This window comes from Streptomyces sp. NPDC005262 (genome assembly GCF_042872425.1).
In the GTDB taxonomy this organism is placed as follows: Bacteria; Actinomycetota; Actinomycetes; order Streptomycetales; family Streptomycetaceae; genus Streptomyces.
In genome coordinates this window covers 645,922-659,983 of record NZ_JBIAKK010000003.1, presented here as the reverse complement: position 1 = coordinate 659,983, position 14,062 = coordinate 645,922, and the positions used below count along the sequence as shown (strand labels likewise).

Below are 14,062 nucleotides of genomic sequence, written 5' to 3'. Positions count from 1 at the left end.
AGCAATGTAGAGGGGTACGCCATGACCGCAGTACGCGATCTCCAGGTAGTTCTCGGCGCAGGCCCGGCCGGCACCACGCTCGCCCGTGAACTCGTCGGCCGCGGCCACCCGGTCCGGCTCGTCGACCGGGCAGGCAACGGGGCGGCTATCGAAGGTGTCGAGCGCTTCGCCGCCGATGTGGCCACCGCGGACGGCGCCCGCGCCGCGGTCGAGGGCGCCGCGGTCGTCTACCACTGCGTCAACGTCGGCTACCACCTCCAGGTCGACGTCATGCCGCGGATCCAGGAGGCCGTCCTCGCCGTGGCCGAGGCGGTCGGCGCGCGGCTCGTCGTACTCGACACGCTCTACCCGTACGGCGAGACGCACGGCGCCGTGATGACCGAGGACTCACCGTGGAACGCGACGACCCGCAAGGGCCGGATGCGCGCCGAACTCGACGCCCGCTATCTCGCGGCGCACGACGAGGGGCGGCTCCGCGTCGTGCTCGGCCGGTCGGCCGACTTCGTCGGACCCGGCGTGCTCAACTCCACCCTGGGCGGCGCGGTCTTCCCGGCCGCGCTGACCGGGGGAGCGGTGCCGGCCCTCGGCGACATCGACCTGCCGCACAGCTACACGTACATCGCAGACGTGGCTGCCGGACTCGCCACCCTCGGCGCGCACCCCGACAGCGACGGCCGGGTCTGGCACCTGCCGACCGCACCCGCGCTGACCACCCGGGAGATCTTCACGATGATCGAGCAGCGCACCGGCCGTCCGCTCGACATCACCGTCGTCGACGAGCCGCGCCCGGTCGGGCCGTTCGACGAGGTCTTCATGGCGGAGTACGCCGAGATGTTCTACCAGCACACCGAGCCGCAGATCGTCGACTCGTCGGCCATCGAGAAGGCCTACGGCCTCACTCCGAACCCGCTCCCGGCCACGGTGGACGCGACCCTCGCCTGGTACGAGCAGCTGCTCGCCGCCCACTGAGCACCGCAGCGGCCCCGGAGAATCGAGCAACACTCTCCGGGGCCGTACCGCGCGCCGGACCGCTCAGTACCGCAGCCGCGACAGATACGTGTAGCTGGCGAGCGCCGAAGCGAACGGATCAGCCGGCGAGTCGTGCTCCACCAGCCACTGCTTCACCCCGCCCCGCCGCGCCGTGTCGAACATGGCCGGGAAGTCCAGCACCCCCGACCCGACATCGGCGAAGTCCCCGTCCGGTGCCATGTCCTTCACATGCAGCGCCGGGAAGCGCCGGGGATGGCGTACGAACAGCTCACCGGGCGCCGAGGCACCCCCGTTCGCCGCCCAGTACAGATCCAGCTCGAAGCCGACGAGTTCCGGATCGGTCTCGGCGAGCAGGATGTCGTACAGGCTGACGCCGTCCACCACCTGATGGTCCGTGCCGTGATTGTGGTACAGCAGCTTCAGACCGGACTCGCGGGCCGCCAGCCCCGCCTTGTTGAACTCGCGCGCCGCCTCCCGGTATCCGGCCGGGCTGTGCAGCGATCCCGGCAGACTGGGTACGACGATCCACTTGCCGCCCAGCGTATGGATGTCCTCCAGCGCCTGCGGCAGTCCGGCGCCCTTCACGATGTCGTACCCCACATGCTCGAGGACCGCCTTGAGCCGTGTCTCGTCGAGCATCCGCCGGATGTCGGCGGCACTGTTGCCGTGGCGGCCGCTCACCCCGACCGTGGCGTAGCCGATCTCCGCGAGCCGTTCCAGCGTGCCCCGGAAGTCCGTCGCGAGCGGTGTGCGCATGGTGTACAGGTGCATGCCGATCCCGGACGGCGGGATGCGGCGGCAGCGGCCGGACCCGGCGGCGGACGCCGGGGCCGTACCGAGACCGGCGGCCGCGGCGGCTCCCAGAGCCGTACCGAGGAACGCACGTCGTGTGCTGTTCATGTCGTCTCTCCTCTCAGTCGACGCGCGCTCAGCTGACGTCGATGCGGACGGAACCGGTGCTCGTGTCACCCTTGTCGTCGGTGACGGTCAGATGTGCGGTGTACGCACCCTTGCGGTCGTAGGTGTGTGTCGCGGTCGCGCCTTCCGTGCCTGTGGGTTTCACGTTGTCGCCGAAGTCCCAGTGGTACGAGGTGATGGTGCGCCCGGCGACCGGCTCGACCACACCGCTCAGCGCGACGGGGAGCGGCGACGTGCCCGTGGCGGGGGCCGCTTTCACCTTGACCTTCGTACCGGGCATCTTCTCGACTCCGGGCCCGTTGAAGTGCAGCCAGTCCAACGCGAACAGATCGGCCTTGTCGCTCGACCACTCCGGATTGCTGAACACCGCGTACAGCTTCACGCTGCTCCCGGGGTTCTGCAGGGGCGTCGTCGGTGAGACGACCTTGCCCCAGTCACCGGTGTTCGGAACGGACACCTTGCCGAGCAGCGGGCCCGTCGGGGAACCGGACCGGAACTCCACGGTGCCACCGATCCCGCCGGAGGCCGCGCCGACCGTCACCGAGTCGATGTTCTTCAGATGCACCGGATCGAAGCTGATCCAGTCACCGTCCTCGATCTCCGTCAGCCGCTTCCCGCCGGAGGCATCGGTCCTGCTCGCGACCACCACCCCGTCGTGCGCCCCGCCGGTCGCCGTGTAGTGCTCCGCCTCACGGAACGTGGTGCGCAGCGTCAGCGAGGTCGAGCCGGTGAGCGCGGGGGCGTCCGGGGCGCCCTTGTCCTCGTACTGGGCGGTGATCCCGTAGTACAGGTTCTGTCCCGGGCCGTGGCTGTCCCCGGCGTCCGTGACGATCTCGCCCGTGCAGCCGGTGTAGTTGTCGAGCGGATGCAGATGGGTGTCATGGCCGAGCTGCGACTGTACGACCACCCGGGAGCAGTCGATCGGCGCCCCGTTCCGCCCGTCCTCCTTGTCCTTCACCTTGACCGTGAACGCAATGGTGTCGCCGAAGCTGAACATCCCCCCGTTCGGCGGCTGCTTGATCGTCACCTCGGGCCTGCTGTTGCCGACGGTGATGTCCTGCACGGCCTGCGCGGTCAGACCACCAGGCCCGGTGACGGTCAGGCGTGCGGTGCTGAGCCCCTTGGTGCGGTACGTGTACGAGGGGTTCGGCTCCGTCGAGTCGGTGGTGCCGTTGCCGTCGAAGTCCCAGGCATAGGTGACCTGTTGGCCCTCCGGCACTCCGGACCCCGCGCTGGAGAACGCGACGGTGAGTGGCGCGGGACCGCTGTCCCGGCTCGCGGTGATCTTCGCGTTGGGCAGCCGGCCGTCACCGACGTAGTCGATCCGGTAGATGCCCGCCCCCTCGTTGCTGCCGCCGCGTCCGGTGCCGCTGCCGAGCCCGAAGTCGATGACGTACAGCGCTCCGTCGGGACCGAAGTCGGCATCGAACGGCTGGTTCCATTTCATGTCGGCGAAGACGCCGTTGATCGACTGGAGATCACCGGCCTTGACCGGAGCGAACCGCGGATCGGTGAACGTCTGGTCCTTCTGCTGGAACGAGAACGTCTTGAACCACTGGCGGGTCAGCTCATAGGTCAGCCACTTCCCCTCGAAGTACTCGGGGAACTTGGTGCGGTACGTGTTGCCGGGGTCGTAGTCGTAGACCGGACCGCTCATCGGACCACCGCCGCCGGTGCCGAGCTCCGGGAATTCGGCGGACGCGGAGTAGGCGTACCAGACCGTGGCCGGCTGGGCCGGCGGCAGCTCCCGCAGCCCCGTGTTGTTGGGCGAATCGTTGACGAGCGCCGCACAGTCGAACTTCGGGCCCGACTTCTTCGCCGCGAAGTCGTAGTCGTTGAACGGGGTGTTGTTGCCGACGCAGTACGGCCAGCCGAAGTTCCCCGCCTTGGTGATGCGGGTGTACTCGACCGTGCCCTCGGGCCCGCGGTCGGCGACAGCGGCCTTGGCGTCCGGACCGTAGTCGGCGACCATCAGCGCGCCGCTCAGCGGATCCGTGGTGATCCGGAACGGGTTGCGCATCCCCATCGCATAGATCTCCGGACGCGTCTTCTCCGTGCCGGGCGCGAAGAGGTTGCCGTCCGGGACGGTGTACGTGCCGTCGTCCTTGGGCGTGATGCGCAGGATCTTGCCGCGGAGATCGTTCGTGTTGCCCGCCGTGCCCTGGGCGTCCCAGGCGCGCCGGCCCTCGCTCTCGTCGATCGGGTTGAAGCCGTCCGAGGCGAACGGGTCGGTGTTGTCGCCCGTCGCCGCGTACAGATTGCCGGCCTTGTCGAAGGCGAGCGAACCTGCCATATGGGAGTTGGCCCTGCCCTCGCCCCGCCAAGTCGGAATGGTCAGCAGACGCTTCTCCGACGCCGGGTCGACCGTGTTGCCGGTGACGGTGAAGCGGGAGAGGTCGAGCTGTTTCTCGGTCTTGTCGGAGTGCAGGAGATAGATCCAGTTGTTCGTGGCGAAGCCGGGATCGAGCGCGAGGCCGAGCAACCCGTCGGACTGACTGGTCATTTCAGGCGTGTACGCGAAGTCCAGTGCCGTCGTGACCTTCATGGTCTGCTGGTCGATGACCTTCAGCTTCCCGGTGCGCTGGGCGAAGAACACCCGGCGGTCGGGGGCGACGGCCAGCTCGAACGGGTCGGCGAGATCGCTGGTGGCCAGGGCGGTGCGCTGGAACGAACCGGTACGGGTCGCCGTGCAGTCACCCGGCTCGGCACCTGCCGCCCATTCGATGCCGCCCAGCAGATGCTTGACGAAGCCCTCCTCCTGGAAGGCCGACGCCGCATGGCCGCCCGCGGTGAACCAGGAGCGTCCGCCGTCGTAGTTCTGGCACCAGGACCACGGATGGTCCACGCCCTCGTCCAGGCCGGTGATGCCGTCGCGTACCTTGATCTGCGCGAGCGTGTGCACCTTGGAGGTCGGGTTGGTGCGCCAGTTGTACCACTCCTCCGTGCGCTCCCAGAGGTCCGGAAGGCCCTTGGTGGACGGGTGCGCATGGTCGAGGACCTTGATCCGGCCGGTCTGCACGGCGGGATGCTGGTCGAAGATCGCCCCGACCAGTCCCTCGTACCAGTCCCAGTCACGCTCGCTGGCGGACGCGGCATGCAACCCGACCCAGCCGCCGCCCCCACGTATGAACTTCTGCAGGGCGGCCCGCTCGTCGGCACTCAGCAAGTCACCCGTCTCCGGGGTGGAGTTGGTGTTGTTGAAGACGATGGCCTGGAAGCGGGCGAGATCCGTGTCGTTGAAGACCGCCGAATCGTCGGTGGCCTCCACGTCGAAGCCGTTCTCCGCGCCGAGCTTCTTGATCGCGTCGACCCCCGCGGGGATCGAGTCGTGTCTGAAGTTGGTGACCTCGGAATAGACCAGGACCCGGAAGGGGGCCGCGTGGGCGCGGGGTGGCGAGGCCACCAGCAGGCCGAGGACCAGGGCCAGGAGTGCGGTGAGAGCGAGGAGAGGCGAAGGTAATCCTCGCGAGGTGTGCCTGCTCAGCAGGTGTCTGCTCAGCGGACTTCTGCGGGGCGGATGGTGACTCATGGGCGCTCCCTGTGCGGTAGATGCCGACTGCGGGATGTAGAAAGCGCTTTCTGGAGTTCGCCGTTCAGATTAGGTTCACGTCATCCGCGGGGTCAATGGGTCGGAGGGGCTCTCTGTGACTTCGCTGTGACGGGGAGTGGGGGCTGGTGCGGGAGGCCGGGCCGCGCTGCCCGGCCCCTCAGCGGCTGAGGAGCCGACGGCAGCATCCCGCTGAGGGCCGCGCGGTGTCCCTCCACTCGGGCTCAGCGGGTCAGGAAACCGCCGATCCGTTTCCGTAGCCCGCGCGGATCCAGGCCGTGCGCGGCGAGCTGTTCATCCATCCGCCCGTAACGGCGCAGTTCGGCCTTGCCGACCCCCAGCCCCAGCACCCGGTGCGGCAGATCGGCGAGTGCGTCGTTGGCCGCGCCCGTCGAAGTGCCGGCGAGGTACGGCTCCACCATCACCACGTCCGCCGTCTCCCTCGCCCCGACCGCCCGTCGCAGCCCCGCCGCGTCGAACGGGCGCACCGTCGTCGCGTACAGCACCGTGACATCCAGGCCGTCCGTCGCTGCAAGCACGTTGTCGAGCATGGGCCCGACGGCGACCACCACCCCTTGGCTCCCCTCCCGGACCGGAGTGAATCCGGACCCGGCGCCGACCGGCCGGGCCCGCTCGTTCTGCTGGAGCGAGAGCCGCAGATAGACCCGGTCCTCCCCGGCGGCGGCCTGGCGCAGCAGGGTCTCCGCCTCGTCGGGGTGGCCCGGGACCTGCACGGTCCAGCCGTCGAGGGTGCCCATGAGGGCGACATCGCCCGGCGCCATATGGGTGATGCCCGCGGCCGGCCAGTCGTACGAACCTCCGGCGCTGACCAGCACCCCGGATACGCCCTGATGCCCGAAGTCGAGCTTCACCTGCTCGAACGGCCGCTCCACCAGGAAGGGGGCGAACGTATGGATGATCGGCCGCATCCCGGTCAGTGCCAGTCCGGCCCCGGCGCCGATCAGCAGCTGCTCCCGGATGCCGACATTGATCACCCGGTCCGGATGGGTGCGCTCGGCCCGGTCGAAGCCGTCGCGGCTGATCTCGGCCAGCACGACGGCCAGCCTGGGGTCGTCGTCCAGGAGCCGGGCCGCGGTGGTGATGAAGCGTTCACGCATGGTGTCCATGAGAGGTGGTACTCCTCGTTCCGGTGAGCGGATGTGCTGGTGTGCCGTGGCGCGGGCGTCAGATCTTGGGGGCGACGTGGGCGATGACCGCGTGAGGCCGGCCGGGGTGGGGTTCGGTGAAGGCCGCGTACAGCGCCTCGTGGTCGCGCCCGTCCACGGTCCGCACCGACCAGCCGGCCGCTTCGAACCGGGACACGATGCCGCCGGGCCGGCCGTAGGTCGCGGAGGCGTTGTCGATCACCAGGGTGTGCAACTGGTCGAGACCGGCCGGACCGGCATAGGCGATCGCCTCGTGGTTGCTGCCCTCGTCCAGCTCGGCGTCCCCGACCAGGACCCAGACCCGTGGATCGGTGAGCCCCTGCGCCCGCAGGCCGAGTACGCTGCCGACGGCCAGCGGCAGCCCGTGTCCCAGTGATCCGCTGCCGATCTCGGCGCCCGGGACGAGCAGCCGGTCCGGGTGGTGCCCCAACGGTGAGTCGTACCCGCCGAAACCCGGCAGCAGATCTTCGTCGAAGAAGCCGTGCGCGACGAGGACCGCGTAGTACGCCATCGGCCCGTGCCCCTTCGAGAGCAGGAACCTGTCGCGCTCCGGATCGTCCACCGTGGCCGGTGTGACGCGCAGCACGCGGTGGTACAGCACCCAGAGCGCGTCGAGGGTCGAGGTGGCCGCCGGCCCGTGTTTCTCGTCGCCCGTCATGAGGCTCATCAGGCGGTTCAGGTCGCGGTAGGGGAGCGTCGGTGCGGCGGTTTCGATCGTCATGCGTCACAGCGTTCAACCTCAAGTTTGGTCGAGGTCAAGTGCCGAAAGGTGTTCGTGAGCACCGGCCCAAGTGCGGTATTGTTCTCATGCGCGTTCGGCCAGGGGAAAAGCCCAGGTCAGGCGAGCAACGGGACGTGGCGCAGCTTGGTAGCGCACTTGACTGGGGGTCAAGGGGTCGCAGGTTCAAATCCTGTCGTCCCGACGGTTCGAACGTATCGAACGTCGCAGGTGAAGGGCCGTTTTCATAACGGCCCTTTTTCTGTTTCCGGGATCGCTCCCTGGGAGCGATGGGAGGGAGCACGCTCCCTCCCAGTCCCCTTAACGGATTGCTCCCACTCGAGCCGCTGGCCACATATTCGATTCCTTGCCCGCGCGTTCACTCGTCTCTGCCCCTCCCGCCGGACTCCCGGGGTTGGGGGACGCCGATGTCAGAGGGCGTCGAGCGCGCTCACCTTCCAGCCGTCGTCGTCCGTACGCGTCAGCGTCATCCGCACCCGGTTCAGGTCCACGCGGGAGCCCGCGACCTGGGTGCTCGTGGTCACCTGGTTGACGAAGAGGAGGACCACGGCCCGGTCCGCCGAGGCAGAGATCACGGACGCCGCCGGGGCCGCGGCGGAGTCCCCGGCGGGCTGCGCCACCGTCGCCTTCACCACTCCGTGGTACTTCCTGGCAGTCGGCCCGACCACCCTCGTGGTGGTCTTTCCGTACTCGTCACGGAAGTGCCCGGTGAGCCGGGCGCGCGCCGCGGCGAAGTCGCGGTCCAGATGCCGGTAGTCGTACGAGAGCACGACAGGCGCCGCCTGCCGCGCGGCCGCGAGTGCCTGCCCCCGTGCCTGTTCGGCCTGCGCGCCCTCCCGGTATCGCCACCCGAGGACGGCGGCCGCGACCAGGCCCGCTACGAGCAGGACGCACAGGACTACGGTGAACGGCCGTCGCCGGCCGCGCCGCGGCGGCGTGCCGGGGCCGGGCTCGTCCTCTTCTTGCTCCTCCCGCTCCTCCCGCTCCTCCTGCTCTTCCTGTTCTTCCCGTGACTTTTGTGACAGGCCCTCCCTGAGGGATTCCGGCGAGGGCTCCGGCGGGTCGTCCCAGCCGCCCTCGTCAGGGGCCTCGATGAGGAGGGTGCGCCCGGCGCCCGCTGCCCTGAATCGTTGCTCGGGAGCCTCCTCGTCGGTGGCCGCAGGACCCGGCCTGTGGTGGCCGCGCTCCGCGCGCTTGGTCGCCGCGCGTGCGGCCGCGGTCATGGTGCGCCGGGCGCTGGAACCGGAGCCACGGCTCCGATTGGTCGTCTTCGCCACGGTGTTGCTCCTCATGGGCTGGTACGGAAGGGGTGGTACGGAGAGAGGGGGCGGTCAGCCGACGAACTCGACGTCGGAGGTCAGCCAGCGGCCGTCCTGGTACACGAGGTCGAGCTGCAGCCGATAGGTGCGCGCCTCGCCCTTGGGTGTGGCGGTGTTGGTCACCTTGCTGTCGGCGACCACCAGGACGCGGGCCGAGCGTTCGTCGGAGCGGACGATGCCGGCTTCGAGGATCTGGCCCTCGGACATGGACCGGTTCTCGGCGACGAGTTTGGTCAGTTCCTCGGTCTGTGCGGCGAACTGCTTCTTGAAGTCGCCGGTGGCGCCTTCGAGGACGTTCGCGCTGTCCCGGCCGTAGTGCCGGTAGTCGAGCGAGGTGAAGTTCAGCGCCGACTGGCGGGCCGCGGCCAGGAGGTCCTGGCGCCGCTGCTCCGTCTCGCGCTGGTCGTAGAGGCGGAGGCTGAGCCAGATGGTCAGCGCGGTGGTGAGGACGGTCGCCACGACGAGTCCCGCCGCCCAGGTCCTGCCCGACAGGGCCAGGACCGGAAGGGCCTTGCTCATGCCATCGGTCCGACGAGCAGCCATTGCCACGACTCCTTTCCGAATACGTTCTGCTGGCCGCCCGTCGAGCCGATCTCGACGGGCCTTCCGTCCGGGCCGGTCGCGGTGCCGGTCTCCAGGTCGTACGGCGTGACGTACGCCGTCTGGTTCGCCCGGCCGGAAGCGGCGGACGCGCCGGGGGCGTTCTGCGCGCCCCGCACCGACGTCTTGCTTCCGCGCGGGGCCGCGCAGCGCGCGTCGGTGTTCGCCTCGCGCATGCTGGTGTCCGAGGGGTCGCGCCGTGTCGTCCCGTACCCCTGGGTGCACGGCGGCGGGTCGTCGGCGTTCACCACCAGTCCGAAGTGGCTGGTGCCGTCGCCCGGGAGGACCGTGTAGCTGCCCGAGACCAGAGCGGGAAACGTGACCAGGGACTGCTCCACGCCGGGCAGGCGGGCCAGCGTGACCTGGCCGCCGCTGATCAGATTGGCCAGCAGGACCGACAGCCGTGGACCGGTGGACTTCAACAGCGAGTTCACCTGCTGCGCGGCCGGTGTCACGTTGCCGATCAGCTTGCGCAGGTCCCCGTCGCTCGACTTCAGCTGTGCGCTGAGCGCCGCCAGATCGTGCGCGAACGACTTGATGGACGAGCCCTGGTCGGCCTGCGTCTTGAGGACCGTCCGAGAGTCCTCGATGAGCGAGATCGTCTGGGGCAGTGAGTCGGACGCCGACTTGACGAGCGCGTTGCCCGAGTCGACCAGGCGGCTCAGATTCGGTCCTGTGCCGGAGAAGGCCTTGCCCAACTCGTCGACGCTGACCCGCAGATCGTCCTTGCCGACCGAGTTCACCAGCCGGTCCAGGCTGAGGACGAGCTCTGTGGTGGGCAGCGGCACGCGGGTACTGGCGCGCGGGATGGTGCCGCCGTCGAGGAGGTACGGGCCGTGGGAAGTGCGCGGCTGCAGATCTACGTACTGCTCGCCGACCGCCGAACGGTTCGCCACCACGGCGAGGGTGTCCGCCGGGATGCGCGGCGCGCCGTCCTTGATGTCGAGGGCGACCGAGACGCCGTCCGAGCCGGCCAGCCGCAGTGTGCGGACGCGGCCCACCGGCACCCCGCGGTAGGTGACCTCGGCGCCGGGGAAGATGCCCCCGGAGTCGGCGAAGTCGGCCCGCACGGTGTAGCCGCGGCCCAGAACGGCGTCCACCAGGCCGGTGTACTGGGCGCCGACGTACGACACCCCGACGGCGGTGACCGTGGCGAAGGCGAGCAGTTGGACCTTGACCATACGTGTGATCACGGCTGAACCCCCATCAGCATCAGCTCCGCGAGCGCGAGGTCGATCCCCTGGGGCAGCTCGCCCGGGGTGGTGTAGCTGCTGGTGCACACCGGCGGGCACAACGGACCGCCGCCGCCCGACGGGGCCGAAGGGACCGAGGGGGACGGCACACCCGGTGCGCTCGGCAGCGCGGTGGGCGTCGGGACGTGCGGCAGGTCCGGCACATCCGGGAGGTCCGGCAGACCGGGGGCCTGGGGCCCTGGGGAGTCACCGTTGCCCTTGCCGGACCCACCGGACCCGCCCGTCGCGTTCCCGTAGAGGTCCGACAGATCGAGATCGGCGGTGAGATGGAGGTTGACGTAGTCGCCCTTGACGGCGTCCGACGCGTTGCGCGGGAATGGGTAAGTCGTGAGCAGTTCCAGGGAGTTGGGCAGATCGTCGCCCGCCTTGTCCAACTGCTGGAGGATCGGCCGCAGTGCTTTGAGGTCAGCGACCGTGTCGTCGTGCGAGGCGTTGACCACCTTGGTGCCCTTCTTGCCCAGCTTCGACAGGGCGGTGAGCATCTTCGTCAGATCGTGCCGCTGGTCGGCGAGGACCTTCAGGGCGGGCGGCATCGTGTCGACGGCCCGGGCGATCGTCTTCTTCTCCTTCCCGAGCCGTCCCGCAAGCCGGTCGACGGCCTTGAGGGCGCGGACGATGTCCGCACGCTGGTCGTCAAGGCCGCCGATGAACGCGTTCAGCTCCTTGAGCAGCGACCTGACCCGGTTCTCCCGGCCCTCCAGGGCCTTGTTCAGCTCCACGGTGATCGTCTTGAGCTGAGCCACCCCGCCGCCGTTGAGCAGTGCGGACAGCGCGGACAGCACCTCTTCGATCTCCGGGTTGCGGCCGCTGCGGGACAACGGGATGCGATCGCCGTCGCCGAGCCGGCCCACGGGGGCCGTGCCGGGCGGGGCGGACAGCGCGACGTACTTCTCGCCGAGCATGCTGGTCTGCCGCAGTTCGGCGACCGCGTTGGCGGGCAGCTTCACCGAGCCGGCGACCCGCAGTCGTACGCGCGCGTGCCAGCCGTCAAGACCCACCTGCTCGACCGCGCCCACGGTGACGTCGTTGACCTTCACCGCCGACTGCGGCACCAGGTCGAGGACATCGCGGAACTCGACGGTGACGTGGTACGCGTGGCCGTCGGCGGCAGCTCTGCCGGGCAGCTGGACGTCGTACCAGCCGTTGAACTCGCAGCCGGACAGCAGCAGCGAGCCGGCCGCGGCCCACGCGACAGCTCCGGCTCTGCGCAGTGCGCTCATGCGCTCGCCCCCAGAATTCCGCCGAGGGTCCGGTCGACCGTTCCCGTCACCGCGGAGCCCCGCGGCGTCTTCGGTAGGGAGTCGAACAGTTTCTTCAGCGTCTTGCAGTCGGGGTTCTTGCCGCCTTCGTCGCCGGTCGTCCTCAGCACGGAGCACAGCAGTGAGGCCGGATCCTGGGCCTGCTGCGCGTTGTTGCGGGTGTCGAGGGTGCCCGCGGAGGGGTTGTAGGCGTTGTTCAGGTTCGACAGACCCGTCGGAGCAACCTCCAACAGCTCCTTCAGCGCCGCCTGTTGGGTCACGAGCACCTTGGTCACCTTGCCCAGGCCCTTCACGTCCGAGGTCAGCGACTTCTTGTTCTTCTTCACGAAGTCCGACACGTCGCCGAGCGCCGTCGCCAGGTTCCGCAGCGCGTCCGCGAGGTCCTTGCGCTCGCCCGCGAGCTGTTCCGCGACCTTGCTGAGGCTGGTGTTGAACGACCGCACGCTCTTGTCGTCGGCGGCCAGCGCCGCCGTGAACACCTGCAGGTTCCGTACCGTGCCGAAGAGGTCCCCGCGGCCGTCGGACAGCGTGGTGACGGCCTGCGAGAGGTCCTTGACCGTCCGGTTGAGGTTCTCGCCCTGGCCGTCGAGGGTGTCCGCGCTCACCCCGAGCAGCCGCGACAGCGAGCCATCCCTGTTGGCGCCCTTGGGGCCGAGGGCGTCGGCCGTCGTGTGCAGACTGTCGAAGATGCGGTCCAGCTCGACGGGGACGGCCGTCCGTTTCTCGGGGATGACAGCGCCGTCCCGCATCACCGGACCGTCGCGGTAGACCGGCAGCAGCTGCACGTAACGGTCGCTGACCACCGATGAGTTGATGATCGCGGCCCTCGCGTCCGCAGGGACCTTGCGGCCCTCGTCGTACGCCATCTCCACCCGCACCCGGTCGCCCTGCGGCGTGATCTTCTCGACCTCGCCGATCCGGACGCCGAGGACACGGATGTCCGAACCGGGGTAGATACCGACGGTGCGAGGGAAGTACGCGGTGACGCGCACGGGTTCGGAGCGCGGCCACAGCACCTGGCTGAGAGCGGCGACGAGGGCGAGCGCGGTGACCACGGCCATGCGCCTCTTCAAGTGCTTCACTGCACGCCTCCCGTGCGCGGCACCACCGGAGCGGCGACCAGGTTCTGGATGTAGCTGTCGAACCAGCGGCCGTTGCCGAGGGTGTTGCTGAAGACCCGCACATAGGGCGCGAGCAGCTTGACGCTCCGGTCGAGGCTTGACTGGTTCTTTTCGAGCATCCGCACCACAAGGTTCAGGCCTTTGAGCGCTGGCCCCATCTCCTTGCTGTTGTCGTCGACCAGGCCGGACAGCTCGATGCCCAGCGCGACGGAGCTCTTCAGCAGCTTGTGGATCGCCGTGCGCCGCTTGCTGATCTCCTTGAACAGTTTGTCGCCGTCCTTGACCAGCGCGGAGAAGTCCTCGGAGTGCTCGGCCAGCACGCCCGTGACACCGTTCGCGTGGTCGAGGAGTTCGCCCAGCGCCTTGTCGCGCGAGGCGACCGTCCGGGAGATCTTCGACAGGCCCTTGATGGACGCCCGTATCTCGGCCGGCGAGTCCTCGAAGGTGGTGGAGAGGGTGTCCAGGGCCTTCGCGAGCCGGCCGGTGTCGACCTTCTCCGTCGTGGTGGTGAGATCGCTGAACGCCTGCACGACGTCGTACGCCGGAACGGTCCGCTTCAGGGGTATCTCGCTGCCGGGCTTCAACTGCCCCAGCCCCTTGGGGTGCAGCGCGAGGTACTTGGCGCCGAGGATCGTCTTGACCCGGATCGAGGCGCCGGTCCCGGTGCCGAACTCCGGATCGCCCTTGATCTTGAAGGTGACCTTGACGTGGCCACCGTCCAGATCGACGTCCTCGACCCTGCCGACCTTGACGCCGGCGATCCGCACCTCGTCGCCGGGCTTGAGACCGCCCGCCTCCGAGAAGGCGGCGCTGTACGTCTTGCCGTCGCCGATCAGCGGCAGGCTGTCGGCGTTGAACGCGGCCACGGCAAGGAGCGCGAGGACGGTCAGACCCACGGCTCCGATCACCACCGGATTGCGCTCGCGGAACGGGGTCAGGCGCGGGCGGTGTATCCGTATCTTCGGGAGCTTGGGCGGGTCGATGCGGACTTTCACCAGGGGTTCCGGGCGGGGTGGGCGGGGTGCCCGGCGCGGCAGGGGCCGTATTTTGGGGAGTTTGGGCGGGTCGATGCGGACTTTCACCAGGGGTTCCGGGCGGGGTGGGCGGGGTGCCCGGCGCGGCAGGGGCCGTATCTTCGGGAGCTTGGGCG

Annotated in this window: 11 protein-coding genes and 1 tRNA gene; 2 read left to right on the top strand and 10 right to left on the bottom strand. The window is 69.3% G+C overall.

The window, feature by feature from the left end; translation table 11 throughout:
* Positions 1-21 precede the first annotated feature (21 nt).
* Positions 22-969, top strand: a complete 948-nt coding sequence (locus ACFYP5_RS12950) for an NAD-dependent epimerase/dehydratase family protein (RefSeq protein ID WP_389034315.1) — start codon at positions 22-24, stop codon at positions 967-969.
* Between the two features lie 63 nt (positions 970-1,032).
* Here the strand turns inward: ACFYP5_RS12950 and ACFYP5_RS12945 are convergent, their stop codons facing one another.
* The 4 genes from ACFYP5_RS12945 to ACFYP5_RS12930 form a co-directional block, all read right to left on the bottom strand.
* A complete protein-coding gene (locus ACFYP5_RS12945; RefSeq protein ID WP_389034312.1) occupies positions 1,033-1,890 on the bottom strand; it encodes a sugar phosphate isomerase/epimerase family protein in 858 nt (285 codons plus the stop codon).
* A 28-nt stretch (positions 1,891-1,918) separates the two neighbouring features.
* Entirely contained in the window at positions 1,919-5,437 is a 3,519-nt protein-coding gene (locus ACFYP5_RS12940) for a ThuA domain-containing protein (protein ID WP_389034310.1), read from the bottom strand.
* 242 nt (positions 5,438-5,679) lie between these two features.
* A complete protein-coding gene (locus ACFYP5_RS12935; RefSeq protein ID WP_389034307.1) occupies positions 5,680-6,582 on the bottom strand; it encodes a transketolase family protein in 903 nt (300 codons plus the stop codon).
* 58 nt (positions 6,583-6,640) lie between these two features.
* The gene (locus ACFYP5_RS12930) at positions 6,641-7,342 is read right to left on the bottom strand and encodes a transketolase (protein ID WP_389034304.1); all 702 of its coding nucleotides are present in this window, start codon (positions 7,340-7,342) and stop codon (positions 6,641-6,643) included.
* Positions 7,343-7,470: 128 nt separating this feature from the next.
* On the opposite strand from ACFYP5_RS12930, the gene ACFYP5_RS12925 reads away from it, so the two are divergent.
* Positions 7,471-7,544: transfer RNA gene (locus ACFYP5_RS12925), tRNA-Pro, on the top strand.
* 226 nt (positions 7,545-7,770) lie between these two features.
* On the opposite strand, the gene ACFYP5_RS12920 is transcribed toward ACFYP5_RS12925, so the two are convergent.
* Genes ACFYP5_RS12920 through ACFYP5_RS12895 form a run of 6 tightly spaced genes read right to left on the bottom strand, consistent with a single transcriptional unit; the run spans position 7,771 to position 13,850 of the window.
* Complete coding sequence (locus ACFYP5_RS12920) at positions 7,771-8,637, bottom strand: hypothetical protein (RefSeq protein ID WP_389034302.1); 867 nt, start codon at positions 8,635-8,637, stop codon at positions 7,771-7,773.
* 54 nt (positions 8,638-8,691) lie between these two features.
* A complete protein-coding gene (locus tag ACFYP5_RS12915) occupies positions 8,692-9,228 on the bottom strand; it encodes a hypothetical protein (RefSeq protein ID WP_389034299.1) in 537 nt (178 codons plus the stop codon).
* Complete coding sequence (locus ACFYP5_RS12910) at positions 9,195-10,472, bottom strand: MCE family protein (RefSeq protein ID WP_389034296.1); 1,278 nt, start codon at positions 10,470-10,472, stop codon at positions 9,195-9,197. The genes ACFYP5_RS12915 and ACFYP5_RS12910 overlap by 34 nt, the downstream gene beginning before the upstream one ends.
* A complete protein-coding gene (locus ACFYP5_RS12905) occupies positions 10,469-11,752 on the bottom strand; it encodes an MCE family protein (protein ID WP_389034293.1) in 1,284 nt (427 codons plus the stop codon). The genes ACFYP5_RS12910 and ACFYP5_RS12905 overlap by 4 nt, the downstream gene beginning before the upstream one ends.
* Positions 11,749-12,852 (bottom strand): MCE family protein, encoded by a 1,104-nt coding sequence (locus tag ACFYP5_RS12900; protein WP_389034490.1) that lies wholly within the window; start codon positions 12,850-12,852, stop codon positions 11,749-11,751. The genes ACFYP5_RS12905 and ACFYP5_RS12900 overlap by 4 nt, the downstream gene beginning before the upstream one ends.
* Positions 12,853-12,869: 17 nt before the next feature.
* Entirely contained in the window at positions 12,870-13,850 is a 981-nt protein-coding gene (locus ACFYP5_RS12895; RefSeq protein WP_389034489.1) for an MCE family protein, read from the bottom strand.
* Positions 13,851-14,062: the final 212 nt, after the last annotated feature.

Coding starts and splice junctions, on each gene's coding strand:
- ACFYP5_RS12950 (WP_389034315.1), top strand. CDS start 22: ATGACCGCAGTACGCGATCTCCAGGTAGTTCTCGGCGCAGGCCCGGCC.
- ACFYP5_RS12945 (WP_389034312.1), bottom strand. CDS start 1,890: ATGAACAGCACACGACGTGCGTTCCTCGGTACGGCTCTGGGAGCCGCC.
- ACFYP5_RS12940 (WP_389034310.1), bottom strand. CDS start 5,437: ATGAGTCACCATCCGCCCCGCAGAAGTCCGCTGAGCAGACACCTGCTG.
- ACFYP5_RS12935 (WP_389034307.1), bottom strand. CDS start 6,582: ATGGACACCATGCGTGAACGCTTCATCACCACCGCGGCCCGGCTCCTG.
- ACFYP5_RS12930 (WP_389034304.1), bottom strand. CDS start 7,342: ATGACGATCGAAACCGCCGCACCGACGCTCCCCTACCGCGACCTGAAC.
- ACFYP5_RS12905 (WP_389034293.1), bottom strand. CDS start 11,752: ATGAGCGCACTGCGCAGAGCCGGAGCTGTCGCGTGGGCCGCGGCCGGC.
- ACFYP5_RS12900 (WP_389034490.1), bottom strand. CDS start 12,852: ATGGCCGTGGTCACCGCGCTCGCCCTCGTCGCCGCTCTCAGCCAGGTG.